Genomic DNA, 23470 nt, shown 5'->3' with positions numbered 1-23470 from the left:
TCTGCGATCCAGCCGTGCTGGGCCGCCGACGGCGCTCTGTACTTCATGTCGGATCGCTCCGGCTGGTGGAATCTGTACCAATGGCGTGACGGCCATACCGAAGCGGTCGCGCCGATGACAGCCGAGTGCGCGACGGCGCCCTGGGAGTCCAGCTACGCCAACTTCGTCCTGCTGCCTCGGGGACGGATCGCCATGACGGTGCAGTCCGGGCCGGAGCAGCAGTTGATCGTCGTCGACCCCGGTGGCGGCAGCCGAGTCATTCAGCTGCCATATACGTCGATCAAGCCCTACCTGGCGGCATTGGGCGACAGGGTCGCGTTGATCGGCGCGTCGCCGACGCGGGCATCGGAGATCGCGCTGGTCACGACGGACGGCAGCAACAAGGTCGAGGTCATCAGACGGCCGTCCGCTCCGGTCGGCGAGTCCGTCGTGTCGACTCCGGAACGGCTGCGGACTGCGGCCGGTGGCACCGCGACGATCACGGTGCTGTTCTACCCGCCCACGGGCCGCAGGCCCCGACGTCATCCTTGGCGGCTCGCACGCACCCAAGGGCACTGCGGTACCGGTGGACGGCGGGTACCGCATCTCAGGGCAGTGGCCGTTCGCCAGCGGCTGCCAGCACGCCGCCTGGCTGGTCGGGCACGCGGCCGTCCTGCGCGACGGCGAGCGGCAGTTCATGGCCAACGGCATGCCACTCATGCGGCTGGCGATAATGCCGGCGTCGGAAGTCGAGGTCGTCGACACCTGGCACGCCGTGGGCCTGCGCGGGACGGGCAGCCACGACATCCGCGTCAGCGACGTGTTCTGCCCCGAGGAGCGGACCTGCCAGCTCTTCAGCGCCATGCCGACGATCGCCGCGCCCATCTTCTCGATCCCGCCAATCGCCCCGCTGGCCCTGTTCATCGCGGCCGTCGCCGTCGGCTGCGCACAGGCCGCGATCGACGACTTGGTGGCGGTGGTCGCCGGTGGCAAGCGGCCCGCGTACGGCGCCCGCCGAGTCGCCGAGTCGCCGCTGTTCCAAACCCGCCTCGGCGAGGCTGACGCCGAGCTGCGCGCGGCCCGGGCCCTGATCCACGACGAGGCCCACAAAGCATGGTCAAAGGCCCTCACGGGTCAGGAGTTCTCCCTGCTGGACCGGGCCCGGATGCGTACCGCTAGTTCGCACGCGGTCACGGCAGCGACGACGGTCGCGGACACGGCGTACCGGCTAGCGGGCAGCTCCTCGCTGTACGACGGCTCAGTCCTCCAGCGACGGATGCGCGACATCCATGCGATCACCCAGCACGCAGGCGTGGGCCCCGACTTCTTCCCACTGGCGGGCGCCCTACTGGTCGGCGAGGAGATCGATCCCATGCGCATCTGACCGCGCCCAGTCGTGGACCGCATTCGTATCAGCAACGGTCAACGGCCGCAGACCGACCGGCACGCAGCCGGATCGTCCATCATCGGTGATCCGAACCGGGGGGTGTCCGGCGGCAATCGCAGCATGAGCTCGGCGGCTCCTCCCGTCGTGGCGAACTCGGCTGGGCGCTGACCAAGGGCTTCTCCAAACTCCATACGTATACCGCTAGACGACAACAACTGGCTCGGAATCGGATGAAGCCATCCGTCGACGTCTGTACGCCGCGAGATTCACGACTTCACCGGCGTGGCCATCGACGCCAAGAGAGAGCCCTGAACCTGCTGAAGTCTCAGTCTCAGGGTGAGTTGCGCCAACCCTGGCCGGAAAACTGGAGCCCCATGTCACCCCGTCGCTGGCGACTTCCTGGAATCCGTCGCGAGCCAGGTCATACAGGCGCGTGAGGGTTCCTGCAGCTTCGAGAGCGTCGTCGCAGCGTGCAATGAGATCCTTGGTTGGCCAGCGTTGGGCTTTCTCGATCTTACCGAGGAGGGCGCCAGAGGCATGGATAGTGTGGCCGAGTCGCGCAAGTGAGTATCCGCGGAGCCTTCGCCAGGCGCGGAGCTCAGCGCCAAGGTAGTGCCGAGGCGACTCGAACGGTCGCAGCTCAGCGGGTGCCTGCGCCATGTCGTCTTTCTCCTGTCGGCTCCGGCTGTCCGCCCGTCCCGATCCGGGACGCGTTCATTTCGGGTGCGCTCGTAACCGGTTCGGATGCGCTCGTAACCGACGCGCGTGGGGCGCATGCCGGCTCATCGCCGTATAGTTCACCACCAGCAGTCGGAGCGCGACCCCAGCGAGCAGGGACGAGGGCGGCACGCCGAGCACACTGGTCTGGTACGTGGCTGGGATGCCACCGACCAGCACCGTCATCGGCGACGACGCGCCAACCTCGTACAGCCGTAGCATCCCGCGCTTTTGCCGATCCACGCCAACTCGGTAGACCGCCCCTGGCTCCCTCACACGAGGCGTACTTCCCGGTGTTGTCACCCCGTGCCGCCACCTATCCACCGTGGCAAATTGAACCGATCCTGCCCACGTCTCGCCGCTGCCCCAGCACTGAACTTCCGCTGCACCAAACCTGCAGAAGACCCGGGCCGACTGCGAGACTGGAGCCATGGCGGAACTCAACGGCGCACCAGCCACAGCCGAGGAACTCAAGGCGTTGGCCCTGGTCAACTACGGCCACTTCACCTCGATGCGTGTCGAGAACCAGCAGGTCCGTGGCCTCTCGCAGCACATCGAGCGGCTTGTACGTGACTGCCGGATGCTGCTCGCGACGGATCTCGACCGTGAGCAGGTCCGCGCCTACATCCGTCAGGCAGTCGCCGGCCGAGACGGCGCGTTCGTCGTCCGCGTGACGATCTACGACCCTGCGTTGGAGCTCGGGCTGCCCGGAGCGCCGGCACAGCCCCACGTACTCGTGACGAGCCGCCCGATCGGTGTCGGCCGACTGGCGCCCTGGCGGGTCCAATCCGCTGCCTACACGCGTGATCTGCCCGCAGTGAAGCATGTCGGCCTCTTCGGTGCGATCTGGCATCGACGCGCCGCGCAGCTGCGCGGCTACGACGACGCCGTCTTCACCGACGCCGAGTCGTACGTGTCTGAAGGTCCGACCTGGAACATCGCGTTCTATGACGGCGACCATGTCGTGTGGCCAAACGCCGAGGTCCTGCCCGGCGTGACGATGCGACTGCTGCGACAGGTCCACGACCGCACCACGCTTGCGCCTGTCAATCTCACCGACCTACCGCGGATGCAGGCCGCGTTTGCCACGAACACGACGATTGGTGTTCGTGCAATTACGGCCATCAACGACGTAGAGTTTCCGGCGGACCATCCCATCCTCGATACGCTCCGCAAGGAGTACGAGGAGATCCCGGCCGAGTCCCTGTAGAGCACCGCGACGCCAATCGGAGCCCTCTGGAAAATGGCGATCACCGTTCAGCGTTGGTCCGGACGCGAGGTCCGTGCGCTGCGCGAGGCCAAGCGCATGAGCATCCGAGAGTTCGCCGGCCATCTCGGCGTGAGCGAACGAATGATCTCCAAGTGGGAGGCCGGGGGTGAGGGCATCATCCCCAGGCCAGTGAACCAGCAGGCACTGGATACGTCACTTGCGGCTTCCAGCGTTGATGTTCATGCCAGGTTCGCCGAATCCCTCGGCGTTACCTCGGCTGCCATCTCCGCGCTGGGGACCGCCGTGGCCGTCCAACGTGTCCCAGAGGCTCCAGACGACGATTCCATCCCAGTAGGCGACGAGAACCACATCCGCCACCCCACCGACGGCAAACTCATGACGCTCGTCGACTCGGGCGTGTACTTCTCGGGCGCCGACAACCAGCCGGTCTATCTCCCGGCGTTCTACATCGATGTGTACCCGACGACGAACGCCGACTACGCCCGATTCGTCACGGCTACCGATGCTCCGCCGCCGCAACATTGGGAGAACGGCAAGCCGCCCGAAGCCCTGCTCGACCACCCGGTCGTGTTCGTAACATGGCACGACGCGGATGGGTATGCGCAGTGGGCCGGGAAGAGCCTGCCAGCCAGCCAGCAGTGGGAGAAAGCAGCCCGCGGTAACCGTGGCGACATCTACCCGTGGGGCAGCCAACGCACGCCTGCCAAATGCAACTGCCGGGAGAACAACATCCACGGCACTACACCCGTCGACCGTTACGCCAGCGGCGCCAGCCCGTACGGCGTGTACGACCTGTGCGGCAATACGTGGGAATGGTGCTCTACCGAGTCAACGCCCGGCCGCCATGAACTCAAAGGCAGCGCGTTCACCAGCCCGTTCCTGCGCTGCGCACCGTCACTGTTCAACGACGCGTCCGCAGAAATGCTCGATGACGACACCAGCTTCCGATGCGTCGCCCCGGCTCAAGCGGTACGCAAACCCTCGGGATCGCCCCCTAGTGCGGCTTCGCGACTGCAGGAACACGACCGTACGGGCTGATTCAGTCCAGGCGGGACGCGTCGCCGTAGTGATGAGTGCGGTTTCGGCGAAGCAGGGCTCGCCGTCGGCGTCCGCTTGGTCGGGCGGGTGGCCAGCGGAACAGGTTGCAGGTCGATGCCAATGAGTTGGGCCATTGGCCAGCGGTGGTGGATAGCGGTAAGGGTGCGGCCGGGCCGCAGCCGAGGTCGACGACCGCGCCGTCGCCGGGCGGGGCCAAGCGGCCGGCCAGGAGGTCGTGGATGGGGTGCATGCCTGGTGCCGCCACGGTCCCGCTCACCGGTCGGGCCGTTGGTAAACGGAGACGTGGCTGCCCGATGCCGCGGTGTACGGCTCGCCGCGCCAGCCCCCGCCGCGGTGCACGAGAGTACGTTCACGGCAGAGCTTGTCCGTCAAGGCAAGGTGGACTCGGCCGCAGTCGTGTCCAGTGATGACATCGCGGTGCAGATGTTCGGCGCACGAGTCGACCGGGAGCGTGCGGATCGATCTTCGCCGAACGGGATCACCGGGTCGCCGAACGACTCCGCGCGGGCCTGACTACGGTGGTCGACGCCACGAACGTTCGGGGCGAGGCCGGGCAAGGCTCGTGGCCATCGCCCAACAGTTCGCGGCACCGGTGGTCATGCTGCGCTTCCCCCCAGCCGGAGAACGTATTGATCAGCCAGAACGCGGAGCGGGACAAGCGTCTGCCAGTGCACGAGGTACTTGACTATGCCGCACTGATGGCCGAGCACGCCACCAGGAACCTGGTGCAGGCCGAGGATATGTGGGCCGTCCATGATGTGCCCGGACGGCATCAGCAGGTGAGCGTGGCGCAAGCCGCTGCTCGGTTCGGGTTCGGGATCGGTGAGGCGCAGGCGCGGCCGAGCGCGCAACCCGGCCACCTCGCGGCTCGATGGAGCGGTCGGTGGACCGCGGTGCCGACGGGGTCATGGGCCGAGGGGCACGGTGGCGTAGGGCTCCCATACGTACATGCCGTCGTCGCGGTTGAGGACGATGAGCTGGCAGGAGTCGATCACGGCGGTGGCCGTGATGTCCGGGGCGGTTGCCAGCGTGTGGGCGAGCGGAGCTGCGGGGCCGGCGGTGTTGATGTAGGCCAGGCTCATGTGTGGGGTGTAGGGCTCGGCCGGCTCTGGTACCTGATCGGGCCCCCACACGTCGGCGATGGCAGCGCGAATGGCGGCGCGGAGTTGGCGGACTGGTTCGGCGGGTGCGAGCGCGATCTGGATGGACTCTGGGTCGACGTGCGGGGTGCCGATGGTCAGTTTCATCGGGGGCAGCGCCGCGCACCGGGTACGGGCGGCGGCCACGATGGCGTCGACCTGGCCGCGGTCGACCTGGTCGACGAACCCGATGCCCTGCATGGTCAGGTGCAGCCACTGGGTCGGGATGATGTCGAGGCTGGGTTGCAAGGCCAGGACGTCTCGGTACCGGTCCGCGAGTTCGGCGACCTCCGGCTGGCCGTCGAAGGTGATGTGCCACGTGTAGAAGCGGGAGCCGACGCCCCACCCTGGGCGCCAGTACCAGTGGTCACGGACGTCGGTGGCGTGCGGGACGACCATACGATCCCTCCAGGTCTATGCGGGCAGTTGGCGGGCCGCGCTGGCGGCGCAGAACTCGGTGACGGCGGCGTGCAGCGTGCGCCCCTGAACGCTGGAGCGCAGATCCGGGCGGGCGGCGACGAGTCGACCGACGTCACGCAACCGACGGACTAGGGTGTCCAGCCGCTGCTCGGACGGGAGCACCAGGACCGGTGCGAGGACTTGGGCAGCGCCGTCGATGCTGTCGGCGCCGAGATGCGCCGTGGCGGCCCAGATTCGGATCTGCGCGATCGTGCCGTAGGCGACTGCCGGGGTCCTCGCGGCTTCGGCGAGCGCTTGATCGGCGTGGTCGATGGCACCAGCGGGGTTGCCGGTGCGCAGCAGAACCGACCCGGCGTAGTTGTGCTGCCGGACCGTGCCGCATGCCAGCAGCCCACCGACGGGATCAACGCCAGCGCTTTGCCGGGCCTCCTGCGCCTGGGCCAAGGCAGTGCGGGCCGGTCCCTCCGCGCCGATCTCGGCCCAGGCGTCTGCCTCCTGGCAGGCCAACATCACTGCGGCGGTGCCGCTCGGGGTGAGGGTTAGACCGCGGGCGGCTGCAGCGGCGGCCTCTTCGTAGCGCCGGTCCCACAGGTAAATCTTGCTCGTCGTCGACAACACCCAAGCGCGCAGCGTGTTGTCGCCGGCCAGTTCAGCGCACATCCAGGCAGTGCGTGCCTGCGATTCGGCGGCGGCCGGGTGGCCCAGGTCGCCGGCCATCCACGCCAGCAGCGCGCAGAGATATCCTGCCCAGGTATACAGCTCCCGAGCCTGATCGGGGCGCTGACGGCCAGTCTGGAGCAGCCGGAACACCCGATCGGCAAGCAGCCCAGCGCGGGCGTAGACCACGACCGGCGGATGACTGAGGTAGTCGACGGCGACCCGACGGGTGGAGGAGGCGATGTCGTCGAGCGTCATCGGGCCGACGTTGGACGACTCCGCCCATGCACCGAATCCCGCCGTACGTTCGGTCACCGCGATCACCAACTCAGTCTCGTCGAGCAGTCCCCCCAAATCCCATCGCATCCCGCCGCCGGTGTCACCGGCAAGACGCGTCGACGTGACCGGCGGGCTGGTAGGTACCGCTGCGGTGATCGGCGCGGCGTGCAGCACGGCCCGATCAGCGTCCGGCATCGCGGCCAGGTCATCGAGGTCCACGAGGCAGGCTGGGGTGGTGCCGAACACCTCGGCCAGCGCGGTGAGTGCCGCCAACGTTGGGCGCCGGCCGCCGAACGGCCAGCGTTCGTAGTCGCTGATCCGCGCTCCAGTGAACGTCGCCGAACCGGTACCGGCGGCGTTGAGATGCGCTGCCACGACGTCTTGGGTCCAGCCGTGCGCTTGCCGGAACGCATCTCTGGGGCGCAAGCCGAACCGGCGCTGCAACTCCGTGGCGATAGCCGCCGGGGTCGCGCCGAAACCGGCCAGAGTCTGGCGGACCTGATCGCGGTCGGCTTTCGTCCCGGTCGTCCGAGACACCGCCATCACCACCTCCGACCCTGCATCGTGCTGGCCACGGTATGCCATCGGCAATCCCTTGGGTACGGACCGTGGTGTAGCCGCCGGGTACAGGGTGGGTAGTTGCAGCGCAGTTGATCACTATCTGAGCAGGTCAGGCGGCTCTGGTAGTGGGGGAAATTCTCACCAAGGACGGTAGTCCGCTCCATCGATGGATACGGCAGGCTGCCCACCACGGACCAGAACCGGTAAGCGCGGAGGGGCATCCGAATGGGCGTGTTGACGAAGCACCGGCACCGGCGCGGCATCCACGCGATCGCCGTCGCGGGCCACCAAGGACAACGCCCCGATCCCACGTTCGGATGCCACGGCGCCTCAACCGCACCGAGCCGACCACGGGTGGATGGATGACATGGCCCAAACTCCGAGCACGTTGACCCCGCACGTATCACCCCGACACTTCCTCGGCGCCGAACTGCGCTGCTGGCGCCAACACCGCGGACTGTCACTCACGCAACTGGGGCACGCCATCCACGCGAGCGCAGACCTGCTGTGCAAGGTCGAGAAGGCCACCCGAACGCCGACCGAGAGCCTGCTGCGCCGATGCGACGAGGAACTCCGCACCGATGGCGCGCTCACCCGCCTACTGGCGTTCGTCGAGCACCTCACCGCCACAGAAGCGGCACCGCCACCGCAGCCCATCCTGATCAAGATCATCGCCGAGGTTGTACATGCACCCGCCGCCGAGCCCGAAGCAACGCCACCCGGCAGAGCACGCCTCTACTCACTGCCACGCCGCGTAGACCGGTAGCCCAAAGCAAACAGGGTCGACACAGCCCAGTCGGCGCGGATTAACGGGAACTGCGTATGGAGTTCCATCCGATTTTCGTGGCAGACAGGACATCGAGGAGTCCGGCCGCGAGGTAGCTCAGCGACCAGTTCTGCGCCGCCATGCTGACCTCTCCGGTCACGCTGCAGCACCTGTGCCAGAGCAGCGGCGCAGCGAGGAGGGCGACGGCCTTGGCCACAGGACACGGCGTCGCGTGCTGCGGGCCGGCCCCACAGGCCTCTCTGGCCATAACTACGGCCACCGGCCGATATCTGGCGTTGCGCACGCTGCTCGGATATCGTCTCGGATCGAGACCGGCATCTTCCCCCGTGGATGCCGGTCTCCTCACCCTCGGGCTCACACCCGCCGATGCCGCACCCCAACCTTGGTCCAGCTGGGCGAGATGTCGCAGGGTGATCCGCGATGTCGCCGAGCACGGCAGCCTGCGCCTGTCCGACGGCGGCCTGGAGGTGCGCGAACTGCTGGCGGTGAACACCGTGCTCACCCGCCGCGGGCACGGTTGATGCGCTCACTGAGCCATCCGCAGGTTTTCAACCCGGGTCTCGCCGCCGACGTCGACGGCGGTGACCGCGTCGAAGTAGCCACTCAGCGGAAGCGGAACCTCGCCGGTGATCAACACCGTCGGCGAACTCCTCGCCGACGCTGGGACCGACGATCAGGAGGCCGCGGTGCGGCCACAGGGCCGGGGCCCGGATCATGCACGGGACCAGTTCCGCCGAGCGTGCGCACTGCCGATACCGACGGGCTTGTCCGGGTCGTGCATGAACTGACCGGTTTCGAGGTGGACGGCTCGATCGGGCGCCAGCTACCTCGTCCTCAAGGACGGTGCAACGTCGACCGGCCGTGCTGACCACCCCGCAAGCCGCCGTGAAACGATCTTCACAGCAGGGCCGCATCCGATCGGCATCAGATGCCAACACGGCGCTGCTCCCGGCCAGCCTGGCGGACGGAACCGCACCCAAGATCCAGACTGATCGACGCGGTCCAGCACGCACCGACGCGGACCGGTCTGGACCCTTCCGAAACAGCCGATCACTTTTGGAACACTTCAGGTCCACAGTGGACAAACGAAAAGAGGCGGTTGATCTACGTTTCCGCAGGTCAACCGCCTCTTGATGTTGCGCGCCCGAAGGGACTCGAACCCCTAACCTTCTGATCCGTAGTCAGATGCTCTATCCGTTGAGCTACGGGCGCTGGTGCCCGACCAGCATACACACCGGCCGAAACGCGGAGACTCCGGGATTCGAACCCGGGAGGGGCGGTAAAACCCCAACCGCATTAGCAGTGCGGCGCCATAGACCAGACTAGGCGAAGTCTCCCCGGTGGCCGCGTGGGACCACCGCCGATCGAGGATACAGGGCGTCCGTGGATCGCGGCAAAGCAGTTGGCGTTCTGCGACCAGCGTGGCGCGACGTGCGCGCGTGGCGCCAGGTGTAGACGGCGTGGCGTTGGGCCCGTGCTCGTCCCTGGCAGGGCCGGGCCGGCTCGCGGCCGCGCGGCCAACGGCGTGTCGCACGGCCCACCAACCGGCTGCCAGCGCTGCGGCCGATCAGGTCAGCCGCGAGAGTCAGCCGCGAGGGCAAGAGAGGGCAAGAGAGGGCGGTACACGCGGCGGGCTGGGCGGAGGGCCATCCGGCAGGGCCAGATCGGGGCGGCGCGCGCGCCGGGCGGTGGTATGGAGGGGTGATATTCGTCGCACGCCACTAAGGTCGATGCTCATGGACCCCGATAGCGTCCCGGAGCGTCCCCGCCGGCCACGCCAACCGCCGGCCATGCCGCAGTTTCGGAGCCCGAGTCTGCCGGGTGAGCCGGCGCCTCCACCGCCCCCGCAGCGTGCGCCGCGCCCTCCGGCGGGGTCGCCCTTCGTGGCACCCGCCCCGCGGGAGCCGGAGAGTAATGAGCGCGCCAGGACGATTCCACCACGGCGCGGCAGCGTGCCGCAGGAGGCGATGAGGGCGAGACGGGCCGGCGGGCCGCCGCACGGGAGCGGCCTTCGGAGCGCGAGGGGGTCGAGCAACCGGGGCACACCGCCGAGCGTGAACGCGGCGTGGAAGGGGAACAGGCTGCGGGGCAGGCGCGCCGGGCCAGGCGGGCTGGGGCGCGACGGGAGACCGACGCGGATCAGGAGCGGGGCACGGAACGGGAGCGCGAGACCGAAGCGGCGAGCAGCGCGGCGTTCGCCGCGAGTGCCGTGCCCGAAAACTCCGCGACCGGCGATGACGCGACGTCCGGGGGCGAGGCCAGTCCCGGCGAGAAGGCGGCGCCCGCGAAGAAGGCCGCCGCGAAGAAGGCCACGAAGAAGGCGACCCCGGCGAAGAAGGCCACCCCCGCGAAGAAGGTGGCGCCGAAGAAAGCCACCCCTGCGAAGAAGGCAGCGCCGAAGAAAGCCGCCCCCGCGAAGGGGACGGCCACGAACAAGGTAACCCCGGCCGAGAAGGCGTCGCAGGCCGCGGAGGCGGGCGAGGTGGCAGCGGCGGCGAAGCAGCCGGTGCCGCCGAAGAAGGCCGCGGCGAAGCGGGCGGTGGCCAAGGCCGCGGAACCGGAGACGCAGCCGCCAGCCGCGACGCCGGAGACAAGCACCACTATTGAGGACGCCCTGGATGCTGCCGGCGCGCCGACGGCGGTGCCTGCGACGGTGGGGACCGTCGCCACCTCGCCGGCCGCTGCTTTCGCCCCGGGAGCGGCGGAGCCGGGGACTGTTCCTGGGGGTACCTCCTGGTGGCGGAAGTGGCGGGACAACCCCGGCTTTGGACCGGAGATTGCGGCGTTGGACGCCGTGCGGCGCTGGGGCCCGGCGGCGGGTGAGTGGGTGCGGCAGGTGCGGTCGGCGTACCCGGCGGCGGATGCGGACGGGGTGGCGCGGCTCGCGACGGCGCGTGCCGTGCGGCTGGCGCTGGCGGCCGGGGGCACGCCGGTGCGGGGGCCGGTTACCGTGGTCGCGGGGGTGGCCGCGCTGGGGTACGCGCAAGTGCGGCTGGTGCTGCGACTGGCGGCCGCCTATGGGTTGGACCCGGCGGAGCCGGAGCGGGCGGTGGACCTGCTGGTGTTGACGCGGGTGCACCCGGACGAGGAGTCGGCGGCGCGGGCGGTCGCGGCGGCGGAGGTGGGGCGGCCCGATCGGGCGGCGAGCGACGTGTTGTTGCAGGAGGCGGTGTGGCGGCTGGCGACGCCGGCCGCGGCGGTGAGCGCGCGGTGGTTCGCGCGATGGGTCGCCGGGCGGATCGTGCCCGGCGGGGGGTCGCTCGTGGGGTTGATGCTGGACGGGTCCGCGACGGAGCGGTTGGCGCACCGGGCGGTGGCGCGGTTCCGGCACGACGTTCCCGGCCAGCGTGGCGCAGGAGCACGCCGCCCGGGAGCAGCACCGGGGCGAACGATGTGATCCCCGCGCTGCCGGGAGCCTTGGCCGGGTTGGGGCGCGGGCCGGGGTGCCTAGGCTCGGTGGGTGATCTTTCGAGAGGCGGAGCGGGCGGACCTGCCCGCGATCATCGGGCTGCTCGCCGACGACGTGCTGGGCAAGGCGCGGGACTTCGCGGTGGTCGACGAGGCGTACGAGCGGGCGTTCGCGGACATCGCGGCCGACCCCCGCAACCGCCTCGTCGTGGCGGATGACGGCGGGGAGGTCGTGGCGTGCGTGCAGATCACGTACATCCCCGGGCTGGGGCGGCACGGCGCGGAGCGGTCGCTGATCGAGGCGGTGCGGGTGCGGTCCGACCGGCGGGGCGGCGGACTGGGGCGGCGGCTCATGGGCTACGCGATCGACGAGGCGCGGGCGCGCGGGTGCGGGCTGGTACAGCTCACGACGGACAAGTCGCGCACCGACGCGCACCGCTTCTACGAGCGGCTCGGCTTCGTGGCCAGCCACGAGGGGATGAAACTCGCCCTCCGGGCGTAGCGGCGACCATGCCGGGGCTTGGAGCCATTCGCGGCCACCCGCCGGGCACGCGAGCCGCCGCGAAACATCACAAACCGCCACGAGCAGCCGCGAACCGCGAACCGCCACGAGCCGCGAACCGCCACGGGCTGCCACGAGCCGCGGCGGCGGCAGCGGTGAGCAGGGAGCCCGGTGCTACTTCAGGCCGAGCACGTGGCCGAACAGGGTGTAGCCGACGAAGGCCACCACGTCCAGCAGGGTGTGCGCGACGATCAGCGGCAGGACCCGGCGGGTCCGGAGGAAGAACAGCGTGAACACGACGCCCATGACCGCGTTGCCGAGGAAAGCGCCGAAGCCCTGGTACAGGTGGTAGGAGCCGCGCAGGATCGCGCTGGCCGCGACGATCGCGCCCACCCGCCAGCCCGCCTCGCGGAGCCGGGTCACCAGGTAGCCGACCACGATGACCTCTTCCAGGACCGCGTTCTGGGCCGCCGACAGGATGAGCACGGGGACCGCCCACCAGACGTGCGGCAGGGCGGCCGGCACCACCGTGGCGTTGATTCCGATTTTGACCGCGACCAGGTAGAACGCCAGGCCGGAGAGGCCGATCGCGGCGGCCAGGACGGCGCCCCAGCCGGCATCGAAGGCGGGGCGGCGGCGGTCGACGCCGAGCAGGGGGCCGACCCGGTCGTGGTCCCGGCCGAGCAGGTGGACCGCGAACAGCACCGGCACCAGGGCGAAGAAGATGCCGAGGAGCTGGTAGGTGAGGTCCAGCCAGGGCCGGTCCGGGGCATGCGAGGGGTTGAGCGTGGCGGTCTGCTGGTTGAGGCTGCGCCCGGCGGTCAGCTTCGCGGCCAGGGAGACGACGGAGTAGACCGCGGACGCGCCCAGCGAAACGCCGAGGACGAGCAGCACCTCGGTGCGCAGCCGCCGGCGGCGGCGCGGCGGCACCGGTTCGCCGGCGGCGGCCGGCGCCGAGACGGGTTGGACGGGATGACCCACCCGCTTACTGTGCCACCGACCCCTCCCGCGCCGCCTCCACCCGCCGGGGCGCCTCACCCGCCCGCAGCGGCCGGAACTCAGCCCTCGGGGACCGCCTCGACCCGGCCGGCCGCGTCGCGCCGGGCGCCGAAGAAGTCGCCGCCCTTGCGGCGCGCGTCGTCGGTGCCCCAGGCGCGGGACGACAGCGGCGCCTTGCGAAGGCGGGGAATGTGCTTGGCGCAGTGGATGTACGCCTCCTCCACCTCGACCAGGACCCACCGCTCCGGCCGCCTGCCCGGCACCGGGTCGACGGGGAGGTCGGGGACGGCGGCGCGCATCGCGTTGTCCTCGACGATGGCGGCGCGGCCGTTGACGTGCAGGCCGATGACGTCCTGGAAGAAGTCGACGAACAGCAGGCCCACGTGCGGGTTCTCGGTCATGTTGCCGAGGCTGGCCATGACGCCGTTCCCGCGGTACTCGGGCCAGGTGAGCCGCTGCTCGTCGAGAACCTGGACGAAGCCGGGCGGCCCGGCGCGGTAGGTGTTGTCGCACTCGCCGCCGGCGTCGGCGGTGGCGACGAACATCATCTCCTGGCGCCCGACGAACTCACGCATCCGCTCGTTCAGCCGGTCGAGGACCTGCTGCTCGTAGAAGCGGCGGGCCCGGTCGGCGGTACCGTACCGATCCTGCAGGCGATGCTCGCCGGTCGAACCCGGCAGGCACGCCAACTCGTTGCGTTGCTCCATGACCCGCTCTCTCGCCAAGGGACGTCAACGCGGACACGGCAACGCGACCACACGGGCTACAGTCTGGCCGCTCCCGGCTCCGGCGCAAGGATATGATCCTCTATGTCGCACACCCAGTGCGACACGATGCCCACAGCGCTGGCCACTCTTGACCAGGCGATCACGGCGCGCGACCACACGCAAGCCGTTGCGTGACCGCCATCGGCATGCGCGAGCTCCGGAGGCAGAGGTTCGATGGGTAACTTGTCGCGTCTGTTGAAGGAAAGCTGGACGCTGGTCGAGGAGCAGCAGGACAAGGTCGCCGGGTATTTCTACGCCCGCATGTTCCTGTCCAATCCCGAGTTGCGCGACCTCTTTCCGACGCAGATGGACGTGCAGCGCGCCCGCCTGCTCGGCGCCATCGTCACGGCGGTCCAGACCATGGAGGACCCGGACCGGTTCGAGGAGTACCTGCAGTCGCTCGGCCGGGACCACCGCAAGTTCCACGTGGAACCACAGCACTACGACCTCGTCGGCAACGCCCTGCTGGAGGCGCTGCGAACGTTCGCCGGCGAGCGGTGGAACATCGAGTACGACCAGGCGTGGCGCGACGGGTACGCCGTGATCGCGAAGAAGATGATGGCCGGCGCGGCCGCGGACACCAACCCGCCGTACTGGAACGCGGAGGTGCTGGCCCACGAGCGGCGCAGCCGGGACATCGCCGTGTTCACCTGCCGGCCGTTCTACCCGCTGGACTACCGGGCCGGGCAGTACCTGAGCATCGAGGTGCCGAAGTACCAGCCGCGGCTGTGGCGGGTGTACTCGATGGCCAACGCCCCCCGCCCGGACCAGACCATCGACTTCCATGTGCGGGCCCTCGGCGCGGGGTACGTCTCCGGCGCGCTGGTGCGGCGGACCCGGCCGGGGGACCTGATCCGGTTGGCCGCCCCGATGGGCTCGATGAGCCCGGATCACAGCTCCAACCGGGACGTCGTGTGCATCGCCGGCGGCACCGGGCTGGCGCCGGTCAAGGCGATTGTGGACGAACTGAGCCGCTACAACCGCACCCGCTGGGTGCACGTGTTCTTCGGCGCCCGGGACCGGGACGACCTGTACGACCTGGCCGACCTGAACGCGATGGCCAACAAGTACCCGTGGCTGACCGTGGTGCCGGCGTGCAGCGACGACCCCGGGTTCGACGGCGAGCAGGGCAACATCTCCGAGGTGATCGCCCGGTACGGGCCGTGGAACGACCACGACTTCTTCGTCTCCGGGTCACCGGCGATGGTCAAGGCCACGATGCGCACGCTCGCCGGGTTGCAGGTCCCGTCGATCCGCATCAAGTACGACGCGTTCACCGACGGCTAGTACGTCCAGGGGTGGCCAGTGTCCGGGTACTCCTCCAAGGGCACGAGCGGAACCCCGGGGCTCATCCGGTCGACGTAGAGGCGCCCCTCCAGGTGGTCGATCTCGTGGGCGACCAGGCGCGCCATGCCCCGCTCGAACGAGGTGATGACCCGGCTGCCGTCCCAGCGGGCGTGCTCGATGTCGATCACCAGCGGCCGGGCGACCAGCCCCCGCACGTCGAAGTAGGACAGGCAGCCCTCGTACTTCTCGTCGGTCTCGTCGGAGGTGTCCACCACCCGCGGGTTCAGCAGCACCACCGGCGCCGCCGCCCGCTCCGGCGGCCGGACCACCGCCGCCGCCCACGGCACCCCGATCTGCGGTGCGGCCAGCCCGACCCCCTTGACGAACAGGTGCAGTTCGTCCAGCCGGTCCAGGGTGGCCAGCAGCCGGCCGACCACCTCGCGGGCCCGCGACTCGTCCCGGGGCAGGTCGAACGGGCGGGCAGCCTGGCGCAGCAGGTCCGCGCCGCGCTGCACGATGCCGGCGGCCCGCATCCGCTCGCTGGCCCGCTGCTCGGCGGCGGCCGGCGCCTGGGCGGGCAGCGACCGGAACCGCCATTCCAGCCGGAACCGGGCGTTGAGCGGCGGCGTCTCGGTCGCCCACTCGAACACCGCCCGATCGCCCTCCTCCTGGCGGATCACCGGGGTACGCAGCGGCGTCTCCTCCGCCGACATCGACGTCTCCACGCCCCAGACCTGCGGCTCCAGCGCCGCCGGGAAGTCCAGCCGGACGGTGAGTTGCCGGGTCGGCATCCGCACGGCCCGCTGCAACCACTGCCCCCACTTCACCTCCGGTATCTCGCACGAGTACTCGATGGTCGCGCGCCGGCCGGGGTAGAGCGGGAACCGGCCGTCCTCGTTCTCGAACAGCAGCCAGATCTCCTTGAACGCGTCCCGGTCCTGCTTGGGGCGCCAGACCATCGGCTCGCGCACCTCGCTCTCCCCGCACACCGCCTGGAAGTCCAACTCGTTCAGGGTCAGCGGGTGGTCGCGGTGGTACCGGTTGGAGCGCGCCGGGTCGTGCGGGTACCGGTCGACCGAGATGCGCACCAGGTACCGGGTGACCGGCTCGGTGCCGGCGTTGTACAGCCGCCGGCGGACCGCGTACCGGTACGTCCCCTCCCGGTAGGTGAGCGACGCCACCTCCTGGTCCACCACGAGACCGGTACCGGGCGGCAGCCATTGATCGGGTACCGGAGGGTCCTTCGCCCCCGCGGCGGCCTGCCCCCGGGCCTGCCGGTTCCCGTCGTACTCCTGGAAGCGCCGCCAGATCGCGCCGCCCGCCTGGAGCACCGCCTCGGCCCGGCGGGCGAAGTCCTCGGTCGGCCGGTGCCGGCGCCCCTCCACGTGGCTGACGTACGACGGGTCGAACCCCATCTTGCCGGCGAGTTGCTTCTTGCTCAGCCCGCGCTCGACCCGCCATCGGGCCAGCTCCGCGGCGAACTCCTCCGCCGCCCGCTCGACGGGCGAGATCGTCATGCGCGTTCCCTCGTGCCGGGGATTCCAGTCTGATGGGCGCCGCAGGAGCACCAAGCCGGAGTAGCGCGTTCCCGACAAACGTCTTGACAGGGCACGTATCGCCGCTCAGGCTGGCCGCGCGATTGAGCCCTCGCCCACCGGGTACCCCCGAACCGTCAGCTTCAAGTCTGGTTAGGCTAGCCTTAGAGACGCTAAGGTGGGGCGTCCTGATGACGCGTGACGGGGGAAGGGGTGGCGACGGTGCCGATTGCGCCCACCCTCCCGAGCGGCGCCGCGTCGTGACCGCGGCCCTCAACCAACACTCCGGCGAGGCGACGGTCCTGGCACCGATCACGGCCACACTGCGAGCCATGTTCGGCACCGACCGGCTGCCCGGCCTCGCGCCCGGCCTCACGGTGCACGACACCGCCGGCTGGCACCCCGCCACCACCCTCATCGACGGCACCCAGCTACCCGCCCTATGCGCCTCCGCCAACCGCCGGTGGCGCGGCGCCGCCCCACACGTCACCACGGCCCTCGCCTGGAAGGCCTACACCTACTGGCTGGCCCTACCCGCCGTCCTCGGCTGGGCATCAGCACGCCGGATCCCCCTACTGACCCCCTCAGACGTGCTGGTCCACTTCGCGGACCACCGCCCCCTGGTCACCTTCGGCCTACACCCGGCCACCAACGTGGCGATCCTGCCATCCGACCCACTGGCCGCGCTCGCCCTGCCCCAGGTCCGCGTCGCCCCGGACGAAGCCGCCCTCCTCGACCTGCTCCGCGACTCCCTACTGGACGCACACCTCACCCCGCTCGCCGAACGCCTCAGCACCGACGCCCGCCTCGGCAGACGCACCCTGCTCGGCTCGCTCGCCTCCGGCGTCGCCCACGGCCTCATCCGCGCGACCGACACCGTCCCCGGCCCGATCGCCGAAACAATCGACACCCTCCTCCGCGCGCTGAACGTGGCCGACCTGGTCGACCTCGTACCCGGCCGCTCCGGCGAACTGACCGTGCAGCGCAAAACATGCTGCCTAGCCTTCGCACTCCCCCAACCAAAGGTGTGCACCGGCTGCTGCATCCGCTGACACAGACCCTGGATGTCGTTCTGAAGGCAGGCTTGAGGGGTCGCGTTTCACCGCACCGACCTGATCGCACGGGATCTGTTCAGCCGCAACCAGACCGAAGGCGGTACAGCGTCAGCGCGGCCAAAGAAGGCGCGTCGACCAGCTGCCCGGTGACTATCAACTGCTCGATTTCCTCATCGGTAAATGCCTGGTGCCGCATGTCCTGTTCGCTGGCTTCGCGCTCCGGGCTGCCTTCGTTCAGGCCAGTGGCGAGGTAGACATCGAAGCCCTGGGTCGAGAAGCCATACGCCTCGAACAGGTGCCCGAGATGAGACATCGTTTCGGCCGACAGCCCGGTTTCCTCGGCCAACTCCTGCCGGGCGAGTTCCACCTGTTCGCCGGTGCCACCGTTACCCCAACTGCCCTGCGGGAACTCCCACGCGCGCCGACCGACCGGATAACGGTACTGCTCCACCAGCCAGAACCCGCGTGACCACCGAGGCAGCACGACAGCGAAGTCCGGCTTCTCCACCACGCCGTAGATACCCGGGCTGCCATCGGCGTGCCGGATCGCATCCTCACGCACCGTCATCCACGGGTTGCGATAGACGATTCGACTACTCACCTGCTCCATCGAACGATCATCGCAACTCTGTTGCCCGCCCGCAGTCCCCGTAACCAAGCGGCGTGCCGCGTCCTGGCTGACGGTCCCTACGTCGTGATCGAGCGGCCAGTCCACCCAGCGCACGCGGCCTTGCCAGCTGACCTCGATCCGGAACGGGGGTCCGGATCTTGAGCATCGAGCCCAGCGCTCGGTCACCGCGTGCGTTGGTCGATCAACGGCACCGGCGCACCCCCTCGCCGAGGACCGATGCCCGCGTGCGAGCCGGCCGATGCAAGGTGCCCTGGCACGACCGGCAGGCCATGTGCGCCAGGTCGAAGCGGGACGGCTTGACCCCGGACCAGCACCACGGGCACCGAATCGCGTATACCGACGCCCCACGCTCGCTGGCGCGCAGAGTCCGGGCCAGGCGACGTATCAAGCGTGCGGTCATCATGACGTCCTCCTGCGCACCTCGGCCACCCGAGTCAGTCGCTCAGTCGTCTTGTCGAGTCGTTCCAAGGTAGCGCACGACAACTCGACTTGTCGAGTACCGGTCGATAGAGTTCGAGGCGGAGTGGGTGGAGCTACAGGGCGAAGACATCTTCGATCTCGTGCCGCGAGGGCGGAAGCTGCACGTCAATGGCCACGAGACATCGCCCGGCCCGGTCGCAGACGGCCAGCATCGCGGTCAGGAGCGGGTCCCGGCGCCCGATCTCCAACAGCCGCGCCTCATCTGCCGTCGCCTGCCGCGCGGACACTCGCTCCACAACGTGGTCGAACACCACGCCCTTGCGCTTCGCCACGTGCGCCAACAAGCTCTCCGCCAGCGGCGCGGGCTCTCCGACATCGGTACCGGCCGCCAGGTCTTCCAGCAGGTACGCAGTACCAAGCTCAACCGGCCCGATCCCCTCAGCGACGACCAGGCGGCGCCTCGCAATCACCGCCGTACCTTCGGGAACGGCGAGCGCCGAGGCAACCCTAGCCGGCGCAGGAACCGGGCCAGCGCTGAGCACCTGCACAGCCGCGGACTCGGCCTCATTCATCAGCCCGTACCCACGCTCGAAGGACCTCCGCGCAGTCACCGCCGAACGCGGCCGGACGGTACGCCCCTTGCCGTGATGCGCCTCAATCCACCCCTGCTCACGAAGGATCTCCAGCGCCCGCACAACGGTCGGACGGGATACACCGAACTCCGCGATCAGAGCGGTTTCGCTGGGCAGCGTCGAGTCGGTCGGGTACGTGCCATCCTCGATGCGCCGCTGAATCGTGTTCACGATCAGCGCATATTTGGGCGGAGCAGTCTCGATCGGCACGCGGCGCACCACCTAAACACGACAACTTGTCTTATCGACAGGCTAGAGGCGGAGACCCTGCATGTCGAACACCCCCGCCTATCGCTCGTCGGCCTTACCCGTTCGGATGATCTTGAGTCGAGATGGTGGTGGCGATGGTAGGCGCAGCCGTTCGCGATGCTGGCGCATGTGCTCGCGGACGCGGTCGTGCCAGGTTTGCTGTTCCTGCTCGGTGGCGCGCGGGTCGGGGCAGAGCCATCGGTGTGCGTTGTCGGAGTAGTGGTGTTTCGACTCCGGTAGAGGGTCATCGGGTGGCCTCCACGTGGGCGCCTCGGCGGTGCAGGCACTGGCGTAGCTCGCGCAGTACGACGGGGAATTCGGTGCGTACCCGTGTGGGTGGGGCGTGCACGATCAGCCAGCCGGCGGCGGTCAGCAACGCGGTCCGGTGGGCGTCGTACTCGATTGCGACGCGGTATCGCGGCCAGGCCATGCCTGGGACCACCGCCAGTTCAGCGCCGATCAGCACCCGGTACTTCAGTTCCGGGGCCGGTATGCCTTCCAACATCAACCGCGCCCGCAGGGACGACGCGGACGGCTCTCCACAGGCGCCGCCGGCTATATCGAACGCGAGCCGGCACGGGCCGTGCCCTCGCCGCCCCTGATACCGCCTCGCCAGGCCGTCAAGGTCGCTTCGGGTCACCACGCCATGACGCAGCATCGCGTCCAGGATCGGCACCGACCGGGTCGGGGGCAACCAGGCCCCGATATCCCATGCCGTCCGTCCGGCCGTGGTGAGCGGACGACCGCCCGCCTCGGTCAGTTCGTCGTCGTCCAAGTCCGTGACGTGGACGCGCACGCCGCGCTGAGCGCACACGCGCACCCCGGGCGGGGCGATGACGTGCACGTCCCGGTCGAAGTCGGCAGCGATCCGAACGCCGTGCAGCCATGCAGCCGATGGCCCGGCGATCACCACGCCGTCCGGCATCCGCAGGGCCACCGCGCGACAGGCCAAGCCGTGGTCACGGTCCAGTCGGGTATCCGCGTAGACGTCCTGGCGCAGCCGGACCCACGCTCGGCTGCGGAGCTGATGCTCGGTGAGCAGACCCTGCCCGCAGGGCGGTCGAGTCGCGGAACACCTGCCACTCAAGCGGCTGCGGGCGATGCGGAACAGCAGGCACCAGGAATCACCCCGCCTCAACCGGGACGGACCGCTTACGGGTGGGGCGGTTTGGTTGGTGGGCGAGCGCCGAGGCGGGCGGAGACGGCAGGATCGCCGGTGCCCGGCACCCGCCCCGGTGCTCAGCAGGCATCAACGGTCACCGTCACTCGGCCGGACTGTCCGCCGGGCGGGCAGCAATCCAGGCAGGGCCGGCGAGAAAGGCGGAGTGCGGTTTCGGCCGTCAGGACCGTGCGGGAACGGCTGACGACCTTCCAACCCCGTCCCTCACAGGAACGGCAGCGATCGGTACGACACGCAGATGCCATACATCGATGGAACCGACTTCAGCGCTTGATCGATAATTAACGCTGGTAATAGTCCTGCTCAGACACCGCGACCAGCGTCCCATTGATCCGCGACAAGCTCATCCAACCTCGTCGTCAACGGCGACCAACCAAGCTCGCCGCGAATCTTGGCCGTGTCCGCGCGCAGTTCCGGCGACTCAGCCGCGTACGCCGGGCGGTGCTCGATGGCCACGCGCCGACCGGTGATCCGTTCGGTACTGGCGATGACGTCATTCACGCTGGCCGGCACAGCACCGACGTTGTACGCGTTGTACTGTCCCGGCTTCACCGCTTCCAACGCCAACACGACCGCCGCCGCGATATCGCCGACGTGCACGAAATCCCGCACCGCCGTGCCGTCGCCGTTCACGACCACCGCCGGCGCCTGGCCGGCGGCGACGGCAACAGCCTTCGGAATGATCCGCGACGTGTCCGGGTCCGCTTGGCGGGCCACCGCACCGGCGGCGTTGAAGATGCGCAGCGACGTGGCGCCGACGAGACCGGTCGCCGCCTGCGCAGCGATGACCTGCTCGGCGGCGACTTTGGACGCCGCGTACGGGTTGATCGGTGCCAGCGGCGCGTCTTCGCTGATCGGCTGCTGAGCCGGCGTGCCGTAGACGGCGCCGGTAGACGTGAGCACGAGCCGGGCAGCCTGGCCGGTCTTCTCGGTAGCGACCGCCAGGGCGTCGAGCAGATTCAGCGTGCCGGCCACGTTCAGCCGCCAGACCCGCGTCGGGTGCTCCGCCGCCTCACGGACTCGGACCATGGCCGCCAGATGGCACACGCCCTCAACGCCCATGACCGCATCGCTCAGCGAAGCCTCGGACAAGAGATGCGCGGTACGCAGCTCCACATCCAGCGGAAACTCCCGCGAGGACTCGTGGACCATGGCCACGACATCATGGCCACGCTCGCGCAACTCGTGCACGACAGCCCAACCGACGTACCCGGACGCTCCTGTCACCAAGACACGCATCGCTCTATCCCACCAGAAGCGCGCGACTTTGCCACGCCAGGGATAGGCACGCAGCCGCCGGCCCCGCCAACGGCTCATGATCCAGCAGCCGCCGCACATGCTCCTCAGCGAACGGAATACCCGTCGCCGGACGAGCCGGATCGGCCGTGACCACACTGCCCTCCTGATTCATCAGGACCAGACCGGCGAAGATCTCATCGAACACATCCCTTCAAGAGATCATGAGTGTGGTGTGAGTGATCGGTCGCGGTCTGGCCACAGTGGCGTGTCGCGCGGCGGGGTAGGGACGAAGCTCCGGTAGGACGAGGTCTTCTCACGGATCTTGTCTTCAACGGAGCTTCGTCGTGGTGCAGTGTGTCATGCCCGACGCCGGTATGGTGTCGGTTGCGGGTGTCCCGGTCGGGCAGGCATTGCGCTGATCTGCTGGAGTTGCTGGCTGGGGTGTCGGATGGCCGGTCGTCGCAGGGCCGGGATCATCCGGCGGCGGTGGTCCTGGCGCTGGTCGCGGCGGCGACGGTGGCGGGGATGGTCGGTTACACGGCGATGGCGGGCTGGGTGGCCGATGTGCCGCAGCCTGTGTTGGCCGATTTGTATTTACGGGCTGGTGTGCTGCCGGCCGGTCGGCCGTCGAGGTCGACGTTGTGGCGGGTGTGCACCGATACCGATCCGCGGGCCCTGGACACGGCGATCGGGGCTTGGACGACGGCCCGCCGATCGGGTCGCGATCCGGTCGCCGGGGCCTCGCCCGAGAACGATCCGGCACCGGCATCGGCTGACCTGGTCCGGTTGGACGGCAAGACCGTCTGCGGCGCTGTCGACGCCGACGGGCAGCAGTTGCACCTGCTCGCGGCGTTGGCCGGTGGCGTCGAGCCCGGCACACCGGCGGTGGTGATCGGCCAGGTCGACGTCGCCGGGACCAAGACCAACGGGCCTTCCTGCGCCCGCGACCTACTCGAAACCCTCGACCTCGACGGCAGGACCGTCACCGCGGACGCGTTGCACACGGTCAAGGCCACCGCCGAACTCATCCACTCCCGCGGCGGCCGGTTCGTGTTCCCGGTCAAGGAGAACCGGCGGGCACTGTTCGACGCCCTCAACGCGCTGCCACCGTCACCCTCAACCCCATCGAACCCGCACAAGCCGCGTGACCAGGCCAGACCCACAGTTCACGGTCGTCTTTTTCGTACTAGATAGTCATGAGCGTGGTCCGTCTCAGTCCTCATCCAGTCCTCAAGAGGTCGAGCCCCGGCGGCTGGCGTTGAGAGATGCCGAGAGGGGTTTCCGCAGACCAGACGAGGTTGGGACAGGTAGATCGTGGTGGGCAACTTGATCTCATAATCCCTCGGTCGC

General features: G+C 69.3%; 23 protein-coding genes and 2 tRNA genes. 9 read left to right on the top strand and 16 right to left on the bottom strand.

Features of this window, described 5'->3' with window-relative positions; genetic code table 11:
• Window positions 1-287: 287 nt before the first annotated feature.
• Complete coding sequence (locus tag KJS59_RS05505) at window positions 288-482, bottom strand: hypothetical protein (protein ID WP_213451188.1); 195 nt, start codon at window positions 480-482, stop codon at window positions 288-290.
• 83 nt (window positions 483-565) lie between these two features.
• On the opposite strand from KJS59_RS05505, the gene KJS59_RS05500 reads away from it, so the two are divergent.
• Window positions 566-1363 carry an acyl-CoA dehydrogenase family protein gene (locus tag KJS59_RS05500; protein WP_213451187.1) on the top strand — a complete coding sequence of 266 codons (798 nt, stop codon included), beginning with the start codon at window positions 566-568 and terminating at the stop codon, window positions 1361-1363.
• A gap of 204 nt (window positions 1364-1567) precedes the next feature.
• Here the strand turns inward: KJS59_RS05500 and KJS59_RS32120 are convergent, their stop codons facing one another.
• The gene (locus KJS59_RS32120) at window positions 1568-2026 is read right to left on the bottom strand and encodes a helix-turn-helix domain-containing protein (protein WP_213451186.1); all 459 of its coding nucleotides are present in this window, start codon (window positions 2024-2026) and stop codon (window positions 1568-1570) included.
• Window positions 2027-2513: 487 nt separating this feature from the next.
• Between KJS59_RS32120 and KJS59_RS05490 the strand changes: the two genes are divergently transcribed.
• Together KJS59_RS05490 and KJS59_RS05485 are read left to right on the top strand one after the other, a co-directional pair.
• Window positions 2514-3293, top strand: a complete 780-nt coding sequence (locus tag KJS59_RS05490; RefSeq protein ID WP_213451185.1) for an aminotransferase class IV family protein — start codon at window positions 2514-2516, stop codon at window positions 3291-3293.
• 33 nt (window positions 3294-3326) lie between these two features.
• Entirely contained in the window at window positions 3327-4352 is a 1026-nt protein-coding gene (locus tag KJS59_RS05485; protein WP_213451184.1) for an SUMF1/EgtB/PvdO family nonheme iron enzyme, read from the top strand.
• Between the two features lie 617 nt (window positions 4353-4969).
• Here the strand turns inward: KJS59_RS05485 and KJS59_RS05480 are convergent.
• The 3 genes from KJS59_RS05480 to KJS59_RS05470 are packed head-to-tail and all read right to left on the bottom strand — an operon-like array spanning window position 4970 to window position 7453.
• Window positions 4970-5233: a hypothetical protein gene (locus tag KJS59_RS05480; protein ID WP_213451183.1), complete on the bottom strand. Its 264-nt coding sequence runs from the start codon at window positions 5231-5233 to the stop codon at window positions 4970-4972.
• Between the two features lie 45 nt (window positions 5234-5278).
• On the bottom strand, window positions 5279-5911 hold the full coding sequence (locus KJS59_RS05475) for a 2'-5' RNA ligase family protein (protein WP_213451182.1): 633 nt from the start codon (window positions 5909-5911) through the stop codon (window positions 5279-5281).
• Window positions 5912-5926: 15 nt separating this feature from the next.
• Window positions 5927-7453, bottom strand: a complete 1527-nt coding sequence (locus KJS59_RS05470; RefSeq protein ID WP_213451181.1) for a helix-turn-helix domain-containing protein — start codon at window positions 7451-7453, stop codon at window positions 5927-5929.
• A 334-nt stretch (window positions 7454-7787) separates the two neighbouring features.
• Here KJS59_RS05470 and KJS59_RS05465 point away from each other — a divergent pair, with 334 nt between their 5' ends.
• Window positions 7788-8195, top strand: a complete 408-nt coding sequence (locus KJS59_RS05465) for a helix-turn-helix domain-containing protein (protein ID WP_213451180.1) — start codon at window positions 7788-7790, stop codon at window positions 8193-8195.
• Window positions 8196-9355: 1160 nt separating this feature from the next.
• On the opposite strand, the gene KJS59_RS05460 is transcribed toward KJS59_RS05465, so the two are convergent.
• The 3 genes from KJS59_RS05460 to KJS59_RS05450 all read right to left on the bottom strand — a co-directional run bounded on the left by KJS59_RS05460 (window position 9356) and on the right by KJS59_RS05450 (window position 10886).
• Window positions 9356-9428 (bottom strand) — tRNA-Arg (locus tag KJS59_RS05460).
• Window positions 9429-9462: 34 nt separating this feature from the next.
• Window positions 9463-9553 (bottom strand) — tRNA-Ser (locus KJS59_RS05455).
• Between the two features lie 802 nt (window positions 9554-10355).
• Window positions 10356-10886 carry a hypothetical protein gene (locus KJS59_RS05450; RefSeq protein ID WP_213451179.1) on the bottom strand — a complete coding sequence of 177 codons (531 nt, stop codon included), beginning with the start codon at window positions 10884-10886 and terminating at the stop codon, window positions 10356-10358.
• A 115-nt stretch (window positions 10887-11001) separates the two neighbouring features.
• Here KJS59_RS05450 and KJS59_RS05445 point away from each other — a divergent pair, with 115 nt between their 5' ends.
• A complete protein-coding gene (locus KJS59_RS05445; RefSeq protein WP_213451178.1) occupies window positions 11002-11613 on the top strand; it encodes a hypothetical protein in 612 nt (203 codons plus the stop codon).
• A 63-nt stretch (window positions 11614-11676) separates the two neighbouring features.
• The gene (locus tag KJS59_RS05440) at window positions 11677-12126 is read left to right on the top strand and encodes a GNAT family N-acetyltransferase (protein ID WP_213451177.1); all 450 of its coding nucleotides are present in this window, start codon (window positions 11677-11679) and stop codon (window positions 12124-12126) included.
• A gap of 174 nt (window positions 12127-12300) precedes the next feature.
• On the opposite strand, the gene KJS59_RS05435 is transcribed toward KJS59_RS05440, so the two are convergent.
• Window positions 12301-13056 carry a CPBP family intramembrane glutamic endopeptidase gene (locus KJS59_RS05435; protein WP_213451242.1) on the bottom strand — a complete coding sequence of 252 codons (756 nt, stop codon included), beginning with the start codon at window positions 13054-13056 and terminating at the stop codon, window positions 12301-12303.
• Between the two features lie 128 nt (window positions 13057-13184).
• Window positions 13185-13832, bottom strand: coding sequence for a pyridoxamine 5'-phosphate oxidase family protein (locus KJS59_RS05430; protein WP_213451176.1), 648 nt, complete (start codon window positions 13830-13832; stop codon window positions 13185-13187).
• Between the two features lie 234 nt (window positions 13833-14066).
• On the opposite strand from KJS59_RS05430, the gene KJS59_RS05425 reads away from it, so the two are divergent.
• A complete protein-coding gene (locus KJS59_RS05425) occupies window positions 14067-15179 on the top strand; it encodes a globin domain-containing protein (protein WP_213451175.1) in 1113 nt (370 codons plus the stop codon).
• Here KJS59_RS05425 and KJS59_RS05420 read toward each other — a convergent pair.
• Window positions 15176-16696, bottom strand: coding sequence for a peptide deformylase (locus KJS59_RS05420; RefSeq protein ID WP_213451174.1), 1521 nt, complete (start codon window positions 16694-16696; stop codon window positions 15176-15178). The two genes, KJS59_RS05425 and KJS59_RS05420, sit on opposite strands and share 4 nt — an antisense overlap.
• Before the next feature lie 350 nt (window positions 16697-17046).
• Between KJS59_RS05420 and KJS59_RS05415 the strand changes: the two genes are divergently transcribed.
• Window positions 17047-17766 carry an IucA/IucC family C-terminal-domain containing protein gene (locus tag KJS59_RS05415; RefSeq protein ID WP_249713906.1) on the top strand — a complete coding sequence of 240 codons (720 nt, stop codon included), beginning with the start codon at window positions 17047-17049 and terminating at the stop codon, window positions 17764-17766.
• A gap of 79 nt (window positions 17767-17845) precedes the next feature.
• On the opposite strand, the gene KJS59_RS05410 is transcribed toward KJS59_RS05415, so the two are convergent.
• The 5 genes from KJS59_RS05410 to KJS59_RS05390 all read right to left on the bottom strand — a co-directional run bounded on the left by KJS59_RS05410 (window position 17846) and on the right by KJS59_RS05390 (window position 22325).
• On the bottom strand, window positions 17846-18379 hold the full coding sequence (locus KJS59_RS05410; RefSeq protein WP_213451172.1) for an NUDIX domain-containing protein: 534 nt from the start codon (window positions 18377-18379) through the stop codon (window positions 17846-17848).
• A gap of 554 nt (window positions 18380-18933) precedes the next feature.
• A complete protein-coding gene (locus KJS59_RS05405) occupies window positions 18934-19662 on the bottom strand; it encodes a GntR family transcriptional regulator (protein WP_213451171.1) in 729 nt (242 codons plus the stop codon).
• 283 nt (window positions 19663-19945) lie between these two features.
• Window positions 19946-20638, bottom strand: a complete 693-nt coding sequence (locus KJS59_RS05400) for a hypothetical protein (protein ID WP_213451170.1) — start codon at window positions 20636-20638, stop codon at window positions 19946-19948.
• A 546-nt stretch (window positions 20639-21184) separates the two neighbouring features.
• Entirely contained in the window at window positions 21185-22120 is a 936-nt protein-coding gene (locus KJS59_RS05395) for an NAD-dependent epimerase/dehydratase family protein (protein ID WP_283775744.1), read from the bottom strand.
• Window positions 22121-22124: 4 nt separating this feature from the next.
• Window positions 22125-22325, bottom strand: coding sequence for a hypothetical protein (locus KJS59_RS05390; protein WP_213451168.1), 201 nt, complete (start codon window positions 22323-22325; stop codon window positions 22125-22127).
• Between the two features lie 185 nt (window positions 22326-22510).
• Here KJS59_RS05390 and KJS59_RS05385 point away from each other — a divergent pair, with 185 nt between their 5' ends.
• Window positions 22511-23314: an ISAs1 family transposase gene (locus tag KJS59_RS05385; RefSeq protein ID WP_213451167.1), complete on the top strand. Its 804-nt coding sequence runs from the start codon at window positions 22511-22513 to the stop codon at window positions 23312-23314.
• Window positions 23315-23470 lie beyond the last annotated feature (156 nt).

It is taken from the genome of Rhizomonospora bruguierae, from assembly GCF_018397995.1.
GTDB classification, from domain to species: Bacteria; Actinomycetota; Actinomycetes; order Mycobacteriales; family Micromonosporaceae; genus Rhizomonospora; species Rhizomonospora bruguierae.
Note: the sequence above shows the minus strand (reverse complement) of the source record. Positions and strands in the feature narration are given on the sequence as shown.

Bases quoted from the DNA above. Each gene is read 5' to 3' on its own strand.
- KJS59_RS05395 (WP_283775744.1), bottom strand. From the start codon at position 22,120: ATGCGTGTCTTGGTGACAGGAGCGTCCGGGTACGTCGGTTGGGCTGTC.
- KJS59_RS05420 (WP_213451174.1), bottom strand. From the start codon at position 16,696: ATGACGATCTCGCCCGTCGAGCGGGCGGCGGAGGAGTTCGCCGCGGAG.
- KJS59_RS05425 (WP_213451175.1), top strand. From the start codon at position 14,067: ATGGGTAACTTGTCGCGTCTGTTGAAGGAAAGCTGGACGCTGGTCGAG.
- KJS59_RS05430 (WP_213451176.1), bottom strand. From the start codon at position 13,832: ATGGAGCAACGCAACGAGTTGGCGTGCCTGCCGGGTTCGACCGGCGAG.
- KJS59_RS05415 (WP_249713906.1), top strand. From the start codon at position 17,047: ATGTTCGGCACCGACCGGCTGCCCGGCCTCGCGCCCGGCCTCACGGTG.
- KJS59_RS05485 (WP_213451184.1), top strand. From the start codon at position 3,327: ATGGCGATCACCGTTCAGCGTTGGTCCGGACGCGAGGTCCGTGCGCTG.
- KJS59_RS05475 (WP_213451182.1), bottom strand. From the start codon at position 5,911: ATGGTCGTCCCGCACGCCACCGACGTCCGTGACCACTGGTACTGGCGC.
- KJS59_RS32120 (WP_213451186.1), bottom strand. From the start codon at position 2,026: ATGGCGCAGGCACCCGCTGAGCTGCGACCGTTCGAGTCGCCTCGGCAC.
- KJS59_RS05410 (WP_213451172.1), bottom strand. From the start codon at position 18,379: ATGGAGCAGGTGAGTAGTCGAATCGTCTATCGCAACCCGTGGATGACG.
- KJS59_RS05490 (WP_213451185.1), top strand. From the start codon at position 2,514: ATGGCGGAACTCAACGGCGCACCAGCCACAGCCGAGGAACTCAAGGCG.
- KJS59_RS05465 (WP_213451180.1), top strand. From the start codon at position 7,788: ATGGATGACATGGCCCAAACTCCGAGCACGTTGACCCCGCACGTATCA.
- KJS59_RS05470 (WP_213451181.1), bottom strand. From the start codon at position 7,453: ATGGCATACCGTGGCCAGCACGATGCAGGGTCGGAGGTGGTGATGGCG.